Raw genomic sequence first — 17,556 nt, forward strand, 5'->3', positions numbered from 1 at the left:
ATACATCCGATTTTAGATTTCTCATCAACTTTGTCTTATTAAAAATCAAGATAAATGAAAAAAGTAAAATTAGGAAACCAAGGATTAATTATCCCGAATATCGGTTTGGGATGTATGGGAATGACAGGTTTTGGCGATGCTGATATGTATGGAAAATCTGATGAGAAAGAATCAATTGCAACCATTCACCGTTCTTTGGAATTGGGCGGAAATTTTCTCGACACGGCTGATTTGTACGGTCCTTTTAAAAATGAACAGCTGATTGCAAAGGCCATCGAAGGAAATCGTGACCAATACATTATTGCGACGAAATTCGGATGGGAAATTGATGACAATGAACAAGTCACCTGGAAAATCAACGGTCAAAAAGATTATGTAAAAAAATCGGTTGAACGTTCTTTGAAAAATCTGAAAACTGATTACATCGACCTTTATTATATGCATCGTCTCGATAAAAATGTTCCGATTGAAGAGACCGTTGGAGCGATGAGCGATTTGGTAAAGGAAGGGAAAATCGGTTATATTGGTTTGTCGGAAGTTGGTTCGGAAACCGTGAGAAGAGCAAACGCTGTTCATCCGATTTCCGCAGTACAAAGTGAATATTCTTTATTTGAAAGAACAGTTGAAGAAAAAGGGGTAATTAAAACTCTGAATGATTTGGGAATTGGCTTTGTGGCGTATTCTCCTTTAGGAAGAGGATTTTTATCAGGAAACATTAAAACCATTGACGATTTGCCGGAAAATGATTTCCGACGAGGAATTCCTCGTTTTCAGGAAGAACATTTTTATAAAAATATTGAACTAGTAAAAGCGATTGAAATTATGGCGAAAGAAAAAGATATTACATTTTCACAATTGGCTTTGGCATGGATTATCAGCAAAGAAATTGTTCCGATTCCGGGAACGAAACGCAGAAAATATCTTGAACAGAATATTGAAGCGACAAATATCCAATTGAATGAATCTGATTTACAAAAGTTGGAAAGTATTGTACCTTTAGGAACGGACACAGGAGCGACTTATGATGAGTTTGGAATGGGACTTTTGGATTATTGATTTTTTGCCACGAATGCACGAATTTTATTTAAATATGAACACCATAAAATCTATTTCACAGTTTCATCGGTTATTATCACTTCCCGAACCGAAACATCCGATGGTAAGCGTCATCAATCTTTCGGAAAGTGTTTTCATTGAAGATGATGTGTGGAAAGGATTTGTAAGCCATTATTATTGTGTTGCCTTAAAACGGAAAGCGACCGGAAAAATAAAATACGGACAACAACATTACGATTATGACAAAGGAGTTTTGAGTTTTACGGCGCCGAATCAGGTACAATATCTGGATTTAAAGACGATGGATTGTGAAAATACAGGTTATCTTTTGATTTTTCACGAGGATTTTCTGTTGAAACATTCTTTAGCAAAAACGATTCCATCTTACGGATTTTTCTCTTATGCTGTGAATGAAGCGTTGCATCTGTCTGAAGATGAGGAAAATAATCTGTTGGAAATTTTGAATAAAATTGATAAGGAATGTGAACGTATCGACCAGCATACGCAGGAAATTATTCTGTCACAGATAGAGTTGCTGCTAAATTACTCAAAGCGGTTTTATGAGAGACAATTTATTACCAGAAAAAGCGGAAATCATCAGATTTTGGCGAAGTTTGAGACGTTTCTGAATAATTATTTTGCTCAAGAGTCGGCTCAAAAAGGTTTACTGACTGTCCATCAGATTGCCGAAGCAATGAATCTTTCTCCTAATTATCTGAGTGACCTTTTGCGGGTTCACACCGGACAAAACACGCAGCAACATATTCACGAAAAGCTTATCGGTAAGGCGAAAGAAAAACTTTCTACGACTGAGTTATCAATAAGTGAGATTGCTTATGAACTGGGATTCGAGCATTCACAGTCTTTTTCTACACTTTTCAAAAAGAAAACAAGTATGTCACCACTGGAATTTCGGCAGTCATTTAATTGAGGTTTTTCTTGCAGAATGAACAGGTTTTTCAGTTTAATCTTCGGGAGATCAGAATAAAAAATGCAAATCTGCAGTTGTGCAAATTTGCATTTTAAAATTATTCTTCTACTTCAAAAAGCAACCGCTCCCCGAATTTTTCTTCATTGATTATTCCGTTATCGTAAACTAAATTTCCATTAACGAAAGTATGGGTGACTTTTGAACGAAAACTCATCCCTTCCATTGGGCTCCAGCCGCATTTATACAATATGTTTTCTTTTTCAACAGTCCAGTTGGTATCCAAATCTACCAAAGCCAGATCAGCTTTGTAGTCTTCTCTGATGAAGCCTCTTTTTTCAATTCTGAATAAAACTGCAGGATTGTGACACATTTTTTCGACAATTCTTTCCAAAGAAATTTTGCCTGTATGGAAATTTTCTAGCATTGCAGCTAAAGAATGCTGTACTAAAGGTGCACCGGAAGGACATTTTGTATAGACATTCTGTTTTTCTTCCCAGGTATGTGGTGCGTGATCAGTAGCAATTACATCAATTCTGTCGTCCAGCAACGCCTCCCAAAGTCCGTCTTTATCTTTTTGCGTCTTTACAGCAGGATTCCATTTGATAAGTCCGCCTCGTGTTTCGTAATCTTCATTGGTGAAAGTCAAATGATGAACACAAACTTCCGCCGTAATTTTTTTATCCTTTAATGGAATGTCATTTCTGAAAAGTTCCATTTCTTTTGCGGTTGAAAGATGAAATACGTGCAGTCTCGCCCCGGTTTTTTTGGCAAGTTCAATAGCTTTTGATGATGATATGTAGCAGGCTTCTTCGCTTCTTATTAAATGATGAAAATTAACCGGAATATCTTCACCGTACTCTTCAAGATACTTTTCGGTATTGGCTCTGATGGTCGCTTCATCTTCACAATGAACGGCAATCAGCATTTTGGTGTTGCTGAATATTTTTTCCAGTGTTTCAGGATTATCAACGAGCATATTTCCTGTAGATGAGCCTAAAAATAATTTTATTCCCGGAACATTTCTGGGGTTGGTTTTCAGAATTTCTTCCAGATTATCATTGGTTCCGCCCATCATAAAGCCGTAATTGGCGAAAGATTTTTGCGCAGCAATCTCATATTTATCCGCCAATAATTCCTGAGTAACGGCATTAGGAACCGTATTTGGCTGTTCAATAAAACTTGTGGTTCCGCCCGCAATGGCAGCACGGGATTCAGATTCAATATCGCCTTTGTGGGTTAAACCCGGCTCGCGAAAATGTACCTGATCGTCAATCACTCCGGGTAAAAGATATTTTCCGGAAGCGTCGATAATCTGATCTACATTGTCTTCAGAAATATTGTTGGAAATTCTGGAAATCAAATCGTTTTCGATAAGGATGTCGTTTAGAGAAACAATTCCTTCATTTACGATCTTTGCATTTTTGATGAGCGTTTTCATTTTACTTCAGTTAAATTGATATTTCACAAATTTAATCTTTTCAGAAGTTATTTTTAAGACATCAATCAGAAAATTGTGAATTCTAATATTTACATTTGCATTTTAAAAAACAAGTTTTGTATAAGAAATTATTCGGACAGACCGCTGTATATGGTTTAAGCTCAGTTTTGATAAGGGTTTTCCCGTTTTTAATTGCTCCGATTGTTACCAATGCATACGGTCCGGCTGCATCCTCTCCGTTTGTAGACTGGTATTCTGTTGCAGGGGTGATTACGGTTTTTCTTACTCACGGAATGGAAACTTCCTTTTTCCGTTTTGCTCAAGAAGATAAGATTGATAAAAAAACGCTTGTATCTACCTGCGCAATGAGTATTCTTACAGCAGGTTTCATATACCTTATTTTAGGGTATGTTTTCAGGCAGGATCTGGCAAATGCTTTTGAAACGCCCGATCAGGTCAATTATCTGGTGATTTTCCTTTTTATTCTTTCCTTTGACGCATTTTCAACGATTCCTTCTGCTGTTTTAAGGCTTGAAGGAAAGCCGATTTTGTATATGTTATCAAAAGTCATCGGTTCTTTGGTTTACTATTTTCTTGTTGTTTTCTTCATAGAATGGCTACCAAATTATCCTAATGGAATTTTAGGAATAAAATACGATCCTGAAATAGGGGTAGGATATGTATTCATTGCCAATTTGGTGCAGAGTATTATTACATTAGCAATTGTAGGAAAAGAATTTGTGAATTTCAGTTTCAGAAAATTTGATTTTAAGCTCTGGAAAAGAATTATGAATTATTCATGGCCGGTAATGATTGCTGGTTTGGCAGGAATCGTTAATCAAACCTTAGATCGGCAGTTCCTTAAGTTTTTACTACCGAAAGAAGAGGCTAAGCATCAGATAGGAGTATACGGAGCGGTGTATAAAATCGCAACCTTCATCACAGTTTTTAGACAGGCTTATCAACTGGGAATTGAGCCTTATTTTTTCTCAAGTTTCAAAGATAAAAACAATCATAAAACCTATGCTGTTCTGATGGATGTTTTTGTAATCTGCAACTGCCTGATCTATATCGGGCTGATGGTGAATCTGCAATGGATATCAGAAAAATACTTAAAAAACCCTTTGTACTATGAAGGTATTGAAATTATTCCTTTTGTAATGTTGGGTGCATTGTTTTTAGGAATTTATCTGAATCTTTCAATTTGGTACAAACTTTCTGACCAAACCAGAGTAGGACTGTATATTTCCTTAATTGGTGCGGCAATTACAATTCTCATCAACTTTATTTTCATTCCGAAATACGGTTATTGGGCAAGTGCATTTGCCACTTTAATTACTTATTCAAGCATGATGATTATTTCATATATTTGGGGAAAAATACAATATCCTATTCATTATAATATCAAGAAAATACTTATTTATTTATCATTATCTGTTGTCATTTCAATGATCTCGTTCTACTATTTCAGAGAAAACTATTTTGTAGGAAACGGATTGTTTCTTTTGTTCATAGCCTTTTTAGCTTACAATGAAAGATTGATGATTAATAAAATACTCAGGAAAAATTAAACTATTAAATTAACTATAAAAAAAATAAGCATATGAGAATAATCGTTCCTATGGCGGGGAAAGGCTCCCGACTAAGACCACATACTTTAACTGTTCCTAAGCCGCTGATTCCAATTGCAGGAAAACCTATTGTGCAGAGACTGGTAGAAGATATTGCTAAGGTAGCGGGAGAGAAAATTGATGAAGTTGCTTTTATTATCGGAGATTTTGGAGCTGAAGTTGAAAGCTCTCTGATTAAAATTGCAGAAAATTTAGGAGCAAAAGCGAGTATTTATGTGCAAAACGAAGCTTTGGGAACAGCGCATGCTATAAAATGTGCAGAACAATCTATGCAGGGGAATGTGGTAATTGCGTTTGCAGATACGCTTTTCAGAGCAGATTTTACTTTGGATACCAATGCAGACGGTGTAATCTGGGTAAAGAAAGTAGATGATCCTTCTGCTTTCGGTGTTGTGAAGTTGGATGATTATGGTTTTATTACAGATTTTATCGAAAAACCGCAGACTTTTGTTTCTGATCTTGCCATTATCGGGATTTATTATTTCAATTCTGCGGAAAAACTGATGGCTGAAATTAATTATATCATGGATAACGATATCAAAGTAAGTGGAGAATATCAGTTGACAACAGCATTGGAAAACCTTCGTCAAAAAGATGCCAAGTTTTCTTTAGGAAAAGTAGATGATTGGATGGATTGCGGAAATAAAAACGCAACTGTAGAAACCAATGGTAAGATTCTGGAATATGAGAAAAATCTTTTTACACAATATCCTGAGTCGGCAAATATTCAGAATTCTTTGATCATTCAGCCGTGTTATATAGGAGAGGGAGTTGAAATTTCAAACTCGAAAATTGGTCCTTATGTTTCTTTGGGTAAAGGAACAAAAGTAATTAATTCGAATATTGACAATTCTTTAATTCAGGAGAAAACAGTGATTGATCACGGGAATCTTTCCAACTCAATGATCGGAAGTTCAGCGCAGTACTTTGGAGTAGCCAGAGAAATTTCTTTAGGAGACTTCTCGGTTCTGGATTTTTTATCTAAATAAACTAAAATAAATGATGTCTAAAAACCACACAATACTATTTTGTGTGGTTTGGCGTTAATATTGCAAAAAAATCATTGAATCTGAGTATAATGCAAGTTTTGAATCAGGTTAAAAAATGTTTCTTATGAAAAAATGGACTCTTTTACTCATTATAATATTAACGGTACTTTCGTGCAAGTCTAAAAAGGGATTGACTCAGAACTCCTCAGAAACCGACAGTACTCAAATATCAACCGATCAAAACCTGCCTAAAGACGCAAAGAATATTCAGGACAGACTTACTTTTTACGAGAAAATTTTTATTCATCCAAAATTTGAATCGGTAAAGATCAATAGTAAAATCACGGCAGATCAGTTAAGGGTAAGTCCACTTGACGCAACCATCTATATAGAGAATGATAAAAAAATATGGTCAAACATTAGTTTTCTCGTATTTCCTGCTGCAAGAGCTTTGATAACACCTGAAGGAATTAAGGCAATTGACAGATACAACAAAAATTATATTGATTCTGATTTTGATTATCTCAACAACCTTCTGAATGTAAATTTTATTGATTACAAAACTTTGGAAAAAATACTGATGGGACGCACTTTTATGCATATTACCAACAGTAATTCCAATATTGTGAAAAACTCTCTGGGTTATCAGCTTACTTCTATTGCCAATCAGAAAATAGTAACGAATGATGTTGTAAGAGAATATAAAATGGAAATGCAGTACACAGATGATTTTAATTTATATTGGGTCAAATTGAATGATGTGAAATCCAATGATGCAATTGAAATCGTATATGAAAACTGGGAGACCTTTCCGAATGAAGTAAAGCTTCCGAAAAATGTTAAAATAATTATAAAAGGATCAAAATCAAGTCAGATTTTACTGGAAAATACGAAATTTGAATTTTCCAGAATGGAGACACCTTATTCCGTTCCGGGCAGCTATAAGAAAATTGATATTAAATGATTAAAAGAATTAGCATTTTAATAGGCATTTTGACGTTCGGATTGCAGTTTGGTCAGCAAAATAAGGAGCAATTGCAAAAGCAGAATGCAGATCTGAAAAAACAGATCGCCCAGATAAATTCAGAACTGGCGAAAACCAGAAATGAATCAAAATTATCACTATCATATCTTAATAATGTTAATCAGAAATTAGCACTAAGAGAAAAAGTTTACAATAATACACAGAAAGAAAAAAGATTCATTGAAGATGAAATTTATCTTCGTCAGTTAGAAATAAACAGGCAAAACCGGGAGCTGGCTGTTCTGAGAAAAAATTATGCTCAGGTTTTGGTAAATGCTTACAAAAACAAAGGAGTGCAGAATAAAGTTACCTTTATTCTTTCATCAAAAAGTCTGGGAGAAGCGCTCAGAAGAGTACAGTATTTAAAGGAATATTCTGAGTATCAGGATAAAAAAGCGGCAGAAATTACTACCGCAGCACAAGAACTCAAAAAATCTGTTGAGCAAAAGAAAAAATCAGCAGTAGAGAAGGAGGTTTTGCTGGTTAATCAACAAAAAGATCTTACAACGATCAATGTTGAGAGACAGCAGAAAGAGCAATTGGTGAATGAGTTTAAGAAAAATGAAAATAAGCTAACTGCCGAACTGAAGCAGAAGCAGGCTCAGTCTAAAGCTCTGGAAGGAAAAATAAGATCTATTATTGCTGAAGAAATCAGAATTGCAAAAGCTGAAGAAGAAAGCCGAAAGAAGGCTGAAGCAGAAAAGATACGTTTGGCAAGGCTTGCTGCAGAGCGGGAGAAAGCAAGAATTGATGCAGAGAATAAAGCAAAAGCAGAAGCATTAGAAAGAGAAAGAAAGCTTGCTGAGGCAGAAGCAAAAAAAGCAGCTGATTTGGCCGCTAAAAGAGCAGAAGAAGAAAGAAAAAGAAATGAAGATGCGGCAAGAAATGAAGCTACAGCTAAAGATGAGGCCAGAAAGCTGGCTGCCAAAAAAGCGTCAGATGAAGCCGCATTGAAGTCAAAAGAAGCAAATGATAAGCTGATTGCGGCTAAAGCTGCGGAATCTGATCTGGCGAAGAAAAAAGATGCTGAGAAAAAAGCAGCAGAGACAAAAGCAATGACCAATTTTGGGGTGTCAACTGCTGCCGGAAACAATTTTGCTGCCAATAAAGGGAGAATAGCAATGCCGGTATCAGGAACAATTACCCACAGATTCGGAAGACAGCAACACCCTGTTTTCAAATCTATCTGGGAAGAAAATAATGGGATTAAAATAGCAGTGTCAAAAGGAACTTCTGCAAGGGCTGTTTTTCCCGGAACCGTAGCACAGGTAATTCCTTCTGCTGATGGCACAAAGACGGTAATGGTAAAACATGGTGATTATTTTACGATTTACTCAAACTTAAAAGACAATACTGTTTCTAAAAATCAGCAGGTGTCTGCAGGAACCATAGTAGGAACTGTCGCTGAAGATTTTGACGGTACATATACTTTAGATTTCCAGATTTGGAACGGAAATAATGCAGTAGATCCATTAGGTTGGGTTACATATTAAAAAAAGATTAACTTTGTAAAAAATATAGCGATGCATACATTAACAATATTAGCTTTATCTTGGCAGCATATTCTTATCGTTGCGGTACTTTTACTGATTCTTTTCGGAGGTAAAAAAATTCCGGAAATGATGAGAGGAATGGGATCCGGGATCAAAGAATTTAAAGATGCAATAAAAGAGGACGAAAAACCGGAATCAAAAACGGAAAATACCTCTTCGAGTACAACAACAAACAGTAATTAAAATTCTTTTATTAAATGAATTTTTCGGATACTGCCTGGAAAGTCTTCAATCTATCAGTTGAAGACTATCATATTTTAGACAATATAGAAACATCAATAACCAATCCTTTTCCGGAAGGAAGTTTGGAACGGATTTTGTATGCTAAAAACTGGATTGATACCGTTCAGTGGCATTTAGAAGATATTATCAGAGATGAGAATATCAATCCTGTGGAGGCGCTTCAGCTGAAGAGAATGATTGATGCTTCCAATCAGAAAAGAACAGATTTGGTAGAGTTTATAGATGGTTGGTTTTTGGATCATTATAAAGATGTACATCCTAAAAAAGATGCTAAAATCAATACTGAAACGCCTGCATGGGCTGTAGACAGGTTGTCTATTTTATCGCTTAAAGTTTTTCATATGGCTTTGGAAGCAAATCGAGAAACTGCAAGTGAAGAACATAGAATAAAATGTCAGGAAAAACTGGATGTTCTGCTTTCCCAAAAAGAAGACCTGTCAGTTTCAATAGATCAGCTGCTGAAAGATATAGAAAACGGTGATGTTAAGATGAAGGTGTACAAACAGATGAAAATGTACAATGATGAAAGTCTTAACCCAATCCTTTATCAAAAGGAGCAAAAATGAAAAGACTTTTTATTGTCGGAATAATTTCAGTATTTATTACTTCATGTGCCACCGAAAAGCTTAATCTGTCACCTCTTTCAGATAGTGCATCAGGAAGTAATTCGGAAGGCTCTAAAGGAGTAGGGATTAATATTACTGAAAATATAAATGCTTCTGAAATTACCAATCTTATTTCTTCATTTCCCAGATTTTCCAATTCAGCCTTAAACGAAGAGGTTACGGTGTTGAAATATACATTGCAGAACTATCTGTATGCTGTGGAATCTGGAAATGTTTCAGGAAAGAGCAAGGCAATAAAAAACTTAGAAAAATCTTACAAAAGCATTCAAAAGCTTAGAAGATTCCTTAAAAAAGATGATGACGAGGTATTAAACCGATATCTGGTAAGACTTAAGACCAATATCTCCGTTATCGAAGATTCTGTAAACGGAAAAAAATAAACACAATTATATTCAATGATCAAAATTCAGGCGGAAGCTAATGTTCCTACGGAGCACGGTAATTTCCGGATGATAGCCTTTTCGGAAGATGAAAATGACTGGATGCCTCACTTGGCGATAGTTTCCGAAACTACAGATTTTTCAAAGCCCGTTAATGTTCGTTTTCATTCGGAATGTATAACAGGAGAAGTCTTTCATTCTAAAAAATGCGAATGCGGTCAGCAGCTTGATTCAGCAATGAAATTTATGCATGAAAATGGCGGGGTAATCATTTATCTTCGTCAGGAAGGACGAAATATAGGGATTATCAACAAACTCAAGGCGTATTCGCTACAGGAAAAAGGATTAGATACAGTACAGGCAAATCTCGAATTGGGACTTCCAGCCGATGATCGAAACTTTTGGATTGCTATTGAAATTCTCAATCAGCTTAATATTAAGGATGTTAATCTTTTAACCAATAATCCTGAAAAAGTGAAGTTTGTAGAAGAGAGTAACATTAATCTCAACTCAAGAATTCCTCTTCAGATTCCGGCAAACGATATAAGCCGGAGTTATCTGCAGACGAAGAAAACCTTTTTCGGTCACTTTTTAGATGACTGAAACAAATTAAAAGCTCCAAATTACATAGTAATCCGGAGCTTTTTTATTATTACAGGTCTTTTAACTTTAAAAATTAGTAGAGTAATTCCATGATTATTTTTTTATAGTTTACCTTATTTTAGATAAATTGCTTCAGCCTCTAATAAAATCGTTTAAATTTTAATGAAAACAATTGTCATATTTTTAATTTTAACTTTAGTTTCATGTGAAAAACTTTGCATAATGAAATTAAGATCTATCCTGTAATCAATAAGAAGGACTCTCTGCTTATCTTAACCATTAAGAATGATACAGATTCTAATGTAATGATTGAATTTCCTGCTCTAGATAATTTTAATTATAAGGACGAATTTGAGGAGAGTACGCCGGAGGTATTGTATTTTCAACAATCTGTTGAAGGTTTAGATGACGAAAACGATTTGATGATTTATAAAAATAATCAGTGCAAAACAGTATCGAAAATAATGAATTCAAATTCCATTATCATTCCTAAGTTCATTAAAAAAAATAGTAAAAAAAAATATTACCTTAAAATAGACCGATATAGAAAAGGTGAAACTTTGGTTTTTAGCGATGCTGGCTTTGATGAGCTAAATATACCTAAGAAAAAACCAACGCTCAATAATATTAAAACCTATAGCTGTGCCGGATATAAATATTTTACAGGTAAGTTTTCTTTTTATCCGAATAAAATTGTTTTAGAATAAAAAGCTATTCAAAATATTAAAGCTCCGGATAATTATTCATCCGGAGCTTTTTCATTATAAAAATTTGAAAAGATTCTTAATTGAGTTTTGTTTTAGTAACATTGGAATCATTAATGTTATAATATTTTATCACGGCATTGTAATCATCATGATTTACAGGATTTGAAGTTTTACCAGCAATACCTGGAATTAAAACAATTCTAAAAGTCTGATTTACAAGAAAGCTTGACGTTTCAACATTAGTCATTTGAGTTGCCTGATCAAAATTTGCTTCTGTTCTAATTTCTACATCTCCCGTAGTAAAATCAAAATTATAATCTAATTCTCTGTTTGCTGGAAAGGCAAGATTATCATCCAAATAAAAAGTCTTAGGAATTAATTGCCAAATAGGGTTATTAGATGCGCCTACATTTCTGTAAACTAAGACTACTGTTGTATTGGATATACTTAGTCCTTGAGTTAGTTTATAACCATTAGATGAACTAAATGTTCCGGTAACATCCTTTACTTGTGCGTATACTGTATTGTCAACAACTGCAACCTCATCGTTCCCATTATCACAACTGAAGATGAAAAGACTTGAAAATGCAAGTGCGGCTATTGGAAATAGTTTTTTCATTAAAAAAGTTTTAAATTAATTAAATGAGATCAAAACATATACCAAAAATTATAAAAACTTTAGTACTGATCTTTTTTTTAATTGTATTTTTGTTCATATTCAAAATCTCATGAGGAAATTTGTTTTTAGCTGCCTTTCGGTGATGATCATTTTCACTTCAACGGTTTCGGCTCAATATCAGCCTAAAAACCTGTCTAAAGCAGATTTGAGAAAAGCTCAGGATTGGGTAAACCAAACCTATAACAGCCTTTCGCAGGAAGAAAAACTAGGGCAGCTTTTTATTGTTGCTTTGTATACCAATAAAGGTGATGATCATATCAATCAGGTAAGAAATATTGTTCTGAATGATAAGATAGGAGGTTTAATTTTAATGCAGGATGATGCAGCAAAGGAAATTACTTTGGTGAATGAATTTCAGCAAAAATCAAAAGTTCCGCTCATGATCGGAATGGATGCCGAATGGGGGCTTTATCAAAGAATTGCAAAAGCACATAAATTCCCATGGGCAATGACTTTAGGAGCCATTCAGGATAAAGAGCTGATCTACGAAATGGCAGCCAAAATAGCAGAAGACTGTAAAAGAATGGGCATCAACTGGGATTTTGCTCCTGTTGTAGATGTAAATACCAATCCGAATAATCCTATTATCGGAAACCGAAGTTTCGGATCTGAGGTTTCCAATGTTACCAAATCTGCACTGTCTTATGCCAATGGTCTACAGGATCATCATATTCTTGCCGCTATCAAACATTTCCCAGGGCATGGCGATACCAGCACAGATTCTCATCTGGATCTGCCTGTAGTTTCGCATGATCTAGACAGATTAAACAAAGTAGAGCTGGCTCCATTTAAATCATTGATGAATAAAGGAATCGGGGGCGTCATGGTGGCTCACTTGTATGTTCCGAGTCTTGAACCCGAAAAAGGTATTCCTGCATCTGTTTCTAAAAAAATTATCACAGGGCTATTAAAAGAAAAATTGGATTATAAAGGTTTGATTATTACTGATGCTCTCAATATGGGCGCGGTGGCTAATAAATACAAACCTGGAGAATTAGATGCTTTGGCTTTTAAAGCGGGCAACGATATTATGCTGTTTTCTCAGGGGGTCGCAGAAGGCAAAAAACTCATTCAGAAAGCGATAGATATTGGAGAAATTTCTCAGAACAGAGTAGAGGAAAGTGTGAAAAAGATATTGCTCACCAAATATTTTTTAGGGTTAAATGAATACATACCAAGAAATCCTGAAAATATTAACCATGATCTCAATAACGATTTCCACAAAAAGCTGGTTCAGAATCTTTATTCAAATGCTTTAACTTTATTAAAAGACGAAAAGAAGCTGCTTCCTCTAAAGCATGAAAATACTTACTATTACATTCCATTGGAAGAAGCTCCTTATCAAACTTTTGCTGATAGACTAAATGTAAATTCAAATATTATTATTAAGAAAGCTTCAGAAATATCTTCCATTCCTGCAAATTCTACGGTAATTGTTGGTTTTCACAAAGATAATTCTACGGCATATAAACCGTATAAAATCTCAGCAGAATCTAAAAAACTGCTTACACAGTTAGAGAAAAATCAAAATGTTATTTTAAATGTGTTTGGAAGTGCGTATGCTTTGAAAGACATTAATCTTTCTAAAACGTCTACGGTTCTCGTTTCATACGAAAATAATGAAGATTCTATGAATGCAACTGCCGATGCACTTAATGGTAAAACAAAAATATCAGGAAGGCTACCTGTTTTGGTTAATGAAAGTTTAAAAGCCGGAATGGGAATGGACTTAAAATCCTGTTCAAAATAAATAATAAAAAAGAAAAATGAAAATAGGAATACTTTGCTACCCGACTTACGGTGGAAGCGGAATTGTAGCTACAGAACTCGGGATGTCTCTAGCTAATAAAGGGTATGAGGTACACTTTATCAGTTCGGCACTTCCGGCAAGATTAGATATTACCAATCCTAATATTTTTTTTCATAAAGTAAATGTACAGACATATCCGCTTTTTCAATATCAGCCTTATGATATTGCGCTGAGCTCCATGATTTACCGCGTTGTGAATCTTTATAAGCTGGATCTGCTTCATGCCCATTACGCAATTCCTTATGCGTATGCTGCTTTCACTGCAAAGCAGATGCTGAAAGAAGACGGAAATGATATTCCTCTGGTAACTACACTTCACGGAACAGATATAACTTTGGTAGGTCAGCATCCAAGCTATAAACATGCGGTGGAATTTTCAATCAATCAATCGGATGCCATTACATCGGTTTCTGAAAGTCTTAAAAAAGACACACTGCAGTTTTTTAATATTAAAAAAGAAATTCAGGTGATTACCAATTTTATTGATAATTCTGAATTTAATGTAATTAATGAATGTCAGCGAACACAATTCGCTGGTCCGGATGAAAAAATCCTTATCCATGTTTCCAATCTCCGTCCGGTAAAAAGGGTAGAAGAAGTTCTGAATATTTTTAAAAATGTTGAAAAGAAAGTTAAGTCTAAGCTGATTATCATTGGTGAAGGTCCTGAAATGGAAAAAGTAAACCAATTTCTGGAAGAAAATCCGCACTTGATTTCAAAAATAAGACTCTTAGGGAAAGTCAATGATCTGTATAGGATTTTGCAGCTTTCAGATGTGTTTCTGCTTCCGTCTGAGCAGGAAAGCTTTGGTTTGGCGGCTTTGGAAGCTATGGCGGCAAATACCCCGGTAATCAGTTCGAATGCAGGAGGGATTCCTGAAGTTAATATTCAGGGTGAAACAGGTTATCTGGCTGAAATAGGAAACGTGGAAGCCATGAGTAATTACTGTATTAAATTGCTGAGCAATGACGAGCTTTTAGCCCAAATGAAACTGAATGCTAAAGAACAGGCAATAAAATTTGACCTTAAAAATATTCTCCCGATTTACGAGCAAATGTATAAAGCAACAATCGAAAAGTTCAGAGGAGCGCTTGCTTTGTAGCAATATTTGTATTGGATGTAAATTTATCCAGAATTGAAATTTTTAGAACAAATAATCCACTGCTTTTGCTGTGGGTTTCATAACCGTGTTTTTTTAATAGTTTATTTTTGAATTTTTCAAATATAAATGATTTTTTTAATGTATAATTCACCCATGTTCTTTATTGGTTTAAGATTTTTTCACGCAAAGATTTATTTTGAAAATGTTTTATTTTAAGATGCAAAGGCAATCAATTGTTTCGCAAAGTCAAATATAGCTTCATCAAATCAACCTGTTGATTCAATTTTGCTCCTTGTATATAAGATTATTTTGATAAAACTTTGCGTTAAATATGCGTGAAATTTTCCTGTAATAAGTTTGTTGTAAATTTTCACGCAAAGATTTACTTTCAAAATGTTTTATTTTAAGTTGCAAAGGCAATCAATTGCTTCGCAAAACGTGAAAATATTGCTTCATCAAATCAAACTGTTGATTCAACTTTGCTCCTTATATATAAGATTATTTTAATAAAACTTTGCGTTTAAAATATGTATTGAATGTCCATAGAATAAGTTTTTTGTTATTTCTGCAAAACTAAATCGCTAATGCGACAAAACTTAAAGTATTTGGAATCAATATCGTTTTTAATTTCTATTAATCTTTTTGATATTACTTAAGAAATACAATAATTATTAAATCGCAATAATTTTAAAAATAAATGGAACTTATAAAATAGTTTTAATAATTTAGTGTTGATTACAAAAACACCCGATGAACGAAAAACTTTTACAGTACCTCTGGAATTACAAGATTTTTACGGACTATAATTTTAAAGACATAGATGGTAATTCTATTGAAATTATAGACTACGGGAAGTGGAACTCAGATTCCGGGCCGGATTTTTTGATGGCAAAAATTAAAATCAATGACTTAATCCTGGTGGGAAATATAGAGCTTCATATCAAGTCTTCTGACTGGATTTTTCATCAGCATTCCCAAAATCCCGATTATAAAAATATTATCCTTCATGTTGTTTTTCAGAATGATGCAGATATTCAGGAACATAAAAGTAGAAATATTCCCACACTTGAACTCAGACATTATGTGGATGAAAATGTCTTCAGAAAATATGAGCATTTGATGGATGAAAATCAATTTATTCCATGTGAAAAGATTTTCAGTCCTGATAAAATCCCCGTAAACTTCCATGAGGAAAATTTACTTAGAAGGCTGGAAGAGAAATCTCTAACGATAGAACAGGATCTTAAAATTCATAAAAACAATTATGAAGCAGTGTTGTTTCAGCACTTGGCTTATGCCTTTGGTCTGAAAATAAATGCAGCTGTTTTTAAGCAATTGGCGGAAACCATAGATTTTGTGGTTGTTAATAAAATCAGGCAAAATAAAACGCAGTTGGAGGCCTTGTTTTTCGGAATTGCAGGCTGGCTTCAAAATCCTGGAGATGAGCGATGAGAATATGGAAAAGAGAGTTTGATTTTTTAAAAGCTAAATATAATCTTCCAGAAATTACAGTTGCTCCGAAATTTCTCAGGCTTCGTCCTCCAAATTTTCCTACGATTCGTTTGTCACAGTTGGCAGATTTATATTTCAGGCATCAGAATTTATTTTCAAAAATTATTTCGGCTGAAAGTATAGATGAGATACTTCTTATTTTCGGCGATGTACAGGCTTCTGAATATTGGAATAATCACTTCAGTTTCGGAAAATTATCTACCATAAATCATCCAAAAATTCTGACGTCTGAGTTTATTGAGATTGTTATTCTTAATGCTGTTTTACCGGTAAAATTCACGTATGAAAAACATCTAAATGAAAGCATTACAGATCATATTCTTAGTTTTTATACGGGGATTCCGGCAGAAAAAAATTCCATAGTGCAGCAATGGAAAAATTTAGGCTTAAAAATTGATCATTCTTTAATAAGCCAAAGCCTGATTTATCACCACAAACATTTTTGTGAAGTGAAAAATTGCTTAAATTGCGGGATCGGATTTAAAATTTTAAAAGATTCTTATCATGTTTGATAATCTTCGTCATAAAATGGAGCGCGAATGGTTCGGGGTTCTTACCAGAATGGGAGCCAAATTGGGAATTCCTGTATCCAAACTCAGGGTATTTTTTATTTATTCCACATTTGCAACGGCAGGATTTTTCTTTTTAATCTATCTGGGTCTGGCTTTCACGCTTTGGGTAAAAGATATTTTTATAACAAGAAGACCAAGTGTTTTTGACCTTTAAAAAAGATGGAGTTTTTACAAGTTACTTCGGCTGATGATTACAGAATCAAAAAAATATTTGATTCTTATTCTTCCACTTTTCCGGAGGATGAGAGGAGAGAGTGGTTTCAGTTTGTGAGGCTATTTGTACATCCCAAAGTAAAGGTATTCTCTGTTTTGGATGAAGCTCAAAATATAGGCTACCTTATTATCTGGGAACTTTCCCAATTTACTTTTGTTGAGCATTTTGAAGTTTTTGATGAGTTCAGAAGTCGTAACATGGGGTCTCAGATTACAGCATTTTTACTAAAAAGCTACCCGAGAATCATTCTGGAAATAGAGCCGGAAAGCCTGAATGAAAATGCCAGACGAAGGTTTTCCTTTTATCAGCGGAACGGTTTTAGTCTTATTGATGAAATGTATATTCAGCCCAGTTACGGAGAGGGTAAAAAAAATATTCAGCTATGGCTTTTAGCCAATTATAAACCAGAAAATATTCAGCAGATAAAAGACGAAATTTATGATGTAGTTTATCATTAAAATACTTCCGTCTGCAAAATTACAATGT

General features: G+C 34.5%; 19 protein-coding genes. 17 read left to right on the top strand and 2 right to left on the bottom strand.

All coding sequences use genetic code 11. From position 1 onward, the window contains the following. The first annotated feature begins 54 nt into the window (after positions 1-54). Together AC0NBN_RS00335 and AC0NBN_RS00340 are read left to right on the top strand one after the other, a co-directional pair. Positions 55-1,056 carry an aldo/keto reductase gene (locus AC0NBN_RS00335; RefSeq protein WP_160812467.1) on the top strand — a complete coding sequence of 334 codons (1,002 nt, stop codon included), beginning with the start codon at positions 55-57 and terminating at the stop codon, positions 1,054-1,056. Between the two features lie 34 nt (positions 1,057-1,090). Beyond that, positions 1,091-1,987 (top strand): helix-turn-helix transcriptional regulator, encoded by an 897-nt coding sequence (locus AC0NBN_RS00340; protein ID WP_160812466.1) that lies wholly within the window; start codon positions 1,091-1,093, stop codon positions 1,985-1,987. Between the two features lie 97 nt (positions 1,988-2,084). Here AC0NBN_RS00340 and AC0NBN_RS00345 read toward each other — a convergent pair whose 3' ends face one another. Further along, positions 2,085-3,425, bottom strand: a complete 1,341-nt coding sequence (locus AC0NBN_RS00345) for a dihydroorotase (RefSeq protein WP_160812465.1) — start codon at positions 3,423-3,425, stop codon at positions 2,085-2,087. Between the two features lie 116 nt (positions 3,426-3,541). On the opposite strand from AC0NBN_RS00345, the gene AC0NBN_RS00350 reads away from it, so the two are divergent. The 9 genes from AC0NBN_RS00350 to AC0NBN_RS00390 all read left to right on the top strand — a co-directional run bounded on the left by AC0NBN_RS00350 (position 3,542) and on the right by AC0NBN_RS00390 (position 11,181). After that, positions 3,542-4,996: an oligosaccharide flippase family protein gene (locus tag AC0NBN_RS00350; RefSeq protein ID WP_160812464.1), complete on the top strand. Its 1,455-nt coding sequence runs from the start codon at positions 3,542-3,544 to the stop codon at positions 4,994-4,996. A gap of 32 nt (positions 4,997-5,028) precedes the next feature. Continuing rightward, positions 5,029-6,045, top strand: coding sequence for a sugar phosphate nucleotidyltransferase (locus AC0NBN_RS00355; RefSeq protein WP_160812463.1), 1,017 nt, complete (start codon positions 5,029-5,031; stop codon positions 6,043-6,045). A gap of 124 nt (positions 6,046-6,169) precedes the next feature. Then, entirely contained in the window at positions 6,170-7,009 is an 840-nt protein-coding gene (gene lolB1 / locus AC0NBN_RS00360; protein ID WP_160812462.1) for a lipoprotein insertase outer membrane protein LolB1, read from the top strand. Continuing rightward, complete coding sequence (locus AC0NBN_RS00365) at positions 7,006-8,562, top strand: murein hydrolase activator EnvC family protein (protein WP_143884835.1); 1,557 nt, start codon at positions 7,006-7,008, stop codon at positions 8,560-8,562. The genes lolB1 and AC0NBN_RS00365 overlap by 4 nt, the downstream gene beginning before the upstream one ends. A 30-nt stretch (positions 8,563-8,592) precedes the next feature. Continuing rightward, entirely contained in the window at positions 8,593-8,805 is a 213-nt protein-coding gene (locus tag AC0NBN_RS00370; protein WP_143884834.1) for a twin-arginine translocase TatA/TatE family subunit, read from the top strand. 14 nt (positions 8,806-8,819) lie between these two features. Continuing rightward, positions 8,820-9,431: a DUF4254 domain-containing protein gene (locus AC0NBN_RS00375; RefSeq protein ID WP_160812461.1), complete on the top strand. Its 612-nt coding sequence runs from the start codon at positions 8,820-8,822 to the stop codon at positions 9,429-9,431. Then, entirely contained in the window at positions 9,428-9,871 is a 444-nt protein-coding gene (locus AC0NBN_RS00380; protein WP_143884832.1) for a hypothetical protein, read from the top strand. The genes AC0NBN_RS00375 and AC0NBN_RS00380 overlap by 4 nt, the downstream gene beginning before the upstream one ends. A 15-nt stretch (positions 9,872-9,886) precedes the next feature. Continuing rightward, entirely contained in the window at positions 9,887-10,474 is a 588-nt protein-coding gene (gene ribA, locus AC0NBN_RS00385; RefSeq protein WP_160812460.1) for a GTP cyclohydrolase II, read from the top strand. Between the two features lie 215 nt (positions 10,475-10,689). Then, positions 10,690-11,181 carry a hypothetical protein gene (locus AC0NBN_RS00390; RefSeq protein ID WP_160812459.1) on the top strand — a complete coding sequence of 164 codons (492 nt, stop codon included), beginning with the start codon at positions 10,690-10,692 and terminating at the stop codon, positions 11,179-11,181. A gap of 76 nt (positions 11,182-11,257) precedes the next feature. Here AC0NBN_RS00390 and AC0NBN_RS00395 read toward each other — a convergent pair whose 3' ends face one another. Continuing rightward, a complete protein-coding gene (locus AC0NBN_RS00395) occupies positions 11,258-11,800 on the bottom strand; it encodes a hypothetical protein (protein ID WP_143884829.1) in 543 nt (180 codons plus the stop codon). 109 nt (positions 11,801-11,909) lie between these two features. Here AC0NBN_RS00395 and AC0NBN_RS00400 point away from each other — a divergent pair, with 109 nt between their 5' ends. The 6 genes from AC0NBN_RS00400 (at position 11,910) to AC0NBN_RS00425 (ending at position 17,528) form a co-directional block, all read left to right on the top strand. Then, entirely contained in the window at positions 11,910-13,610 is a 1,701-nt protein-coding gene (locus tag AC0NBN_RS00400) for a glycoside hydrolase family 3 N-terminal domain-containing protein (RefSeq protein ID WP_160812458.1), read from the top strand. A 16-nt stretch (positions 13,611-13,626) separates the two neighbouring features. Beyond that, positions 13,627-14,772, top strand: coding sequence for an N-acetyl-alpha-D-glucosaminyl L-malate synthase BshA (gene bshA / locus AC0NBN_RS00405; protein ID WP_160812457.1), 1,146 nt, complete (start codon positions 13,627-13,629; stop codon positions 14,770-14,772). A gap of 750 nt (positions 14,773-15,522) precedes the next feature. Next, positions 15,523-16,224 carry a DUF2851 family protein gene (locus AC0NBN_RS00410; protein ID WP_474466408.1) on the top strand — a complete coding sequence of 234 codons (702 nt, stop codon included), beginning with the start codon at positions 15,523-15,525 and terminating at the stop codon, positions 16,222-16,224. Then, a complete protein-coding gene (locus AC0NBN_RS00415) occupies positions 16,221-16,796 on the top strand; it encodes a DUF2851 family protein (RefSeq protein WP_474466409.1) in 576 nt (191 codons plus the stop codon). The genes AC0NBN_RS00410 and AC0NBN_RS00415 overlap by 4 nt, the downstream gene beginning before the upstream one ends. Continuing rightward, complete coding sequence (locus AC0NBN_RS00420) at positions 16,789-17,010, top strand: PspC family transcriptional regulator (RefSeq protein ID WP_076449725.1); 222 nt, start codon at positions 16,789-16,791, stop codon at positions 17,008-17,010. The genes AC0NBN_RS00415 and AC0NBN_RS00420 overlap by 8 nt, the downstream gene beginning before the upstream one ends. Positions 17,011-17,015: 5 nt before the next feature. Then, on the top strand, positions 17,016-17,528 hold the full coding sequence (locus tag AC0NBN_RS00425) for a GNAT family N-acetyltransferase (protein WP_160812456.1): 513 nt from the start codon (positions 17,016-17,018) through the stop codon (positions 17,526-17,528). Positions 17,529-17,556 lie beyond the last annotated feature (28 nt).

It is taken from the genome of Chryseobacterium sp. L12 (assembly GCF_056133985.1).

Bases quoted from the DNA above. Each gene is read 5' to 3' on its own strand.
- AC0NBN_RS00425 (WP_160812456.1), top strand. From the start codon at position 17,016: ATGGAGTTTTTACAAGTTACTTCGGCTGATGATTACAGAATCAAAAAA.
- AC0NBN_RS00335 (WP_160812467.1), top strand. From the start codon at position 55: ATGAAAAAAGTAAAATTAGGAAACCAAGGATTAATTATCCCGAATATC.
- AC0NBN_RS00420 (WP_076449725.1), top strand. From the start codon at position 16,789: ATGTTTGATAATCTTCGTCATAAAATGGAGCGCGAATGGTTCGGGGTT.
- AC0NBN_RS00415 (WP_474466409.1), top strand. From the start codon at position 16,221: ATGAGAATATGGAAAAGAGAGTTTGATTTTTTAAAAGCTAAATATAAT.
- AC0NBN_RS00340 (WP_160812466.1), top strand. From the start codon at position 1,091: ATGAACACCATAAAATCTATTTCACAGTTTCATCGGTTATTATCACTT.
- AC0NBN_RS00400 (WP_160812458.1), top strand. From the start codon at position 11,910: ATGAGGAAATTTGTTTTTAGCTGCCTTTCGGTGATGATCATTTTCACT.
- AC0NBN_RS00370 (WP_143884834.1), top strand. From the start codon at position 8,593: ATGCATACATTAACAATATTAGCTTTATCTTGGCAGCATATTCTTATC.
- ribA (WP_160812460.1), top strand. From the start codon at position 9,887: ATGATCAAAATTCAGGCGGAAGCTAATGTTCCTACGGAGCACGGTAAT.
- AC0NBN_RS00380 (WP_143884832.1), top strand. From the start codon at position 9,428: ATGAAAAGACTTTTTATTGTCGGAATAATTTCAGTATTTATTACTTCA.
- AC0NBN_RS00375 (WP_160812461.1), top strand. From the start codon at position 8,820: ATGAATTTTTCGGATACTGCCTGGAAAGTCTTCAATCTATCAGTTGAA.
- AC0NBN_RS00395 (WP_143884829.1), bottom strand. From the start codon at position 11,800: ATGAAAAAACTATTTCCAATAGCCGCACTTGCATTTTCAAGTCTTTTC.
- bshA (WP_160812457.1), top strand. From the start codon at position 13,627: ATGAAAATAGGAATACTTTGCTACCCGACTTACGGTGGAAGCGGAATT.
- AC0NBN_RS00345 (WP_160812465.1), bottom strand. From the start codon at position 3,425: ATGAAAACGCTCATCAAAAATGCAAAGATCGTAAATGAAGGAATTGTT.
- lolB1 (WP_160812462.1), top strand. From the start codon at position 6,170: ATGAAAAAATGGACTCTTTTACTCATTATAATATTAACGGTACTTTCG.
- AC0NBN_RS00410 (WP_474466408.1), top strand. From the start codon at position 15,523: ATGAACGAAAAACTTTTACAGTACCTCTGGAATTACAAGATTTTTACG.
- AC0NBN_RS00365 (WP_143884835.1), top strand. From the start codon at position 7,006: ATGATTAAAAGAATTAGCATTTTAATAGGCATTTTGACGTTCGGATTG.
- AC0NBN_RS00355 (WP_160812463.1), top strand. From the start codon at position 5,029: ATGAGAATAATCGTTCCTATGGCGGGGAAAGGCTCCCGACTAAGACCA.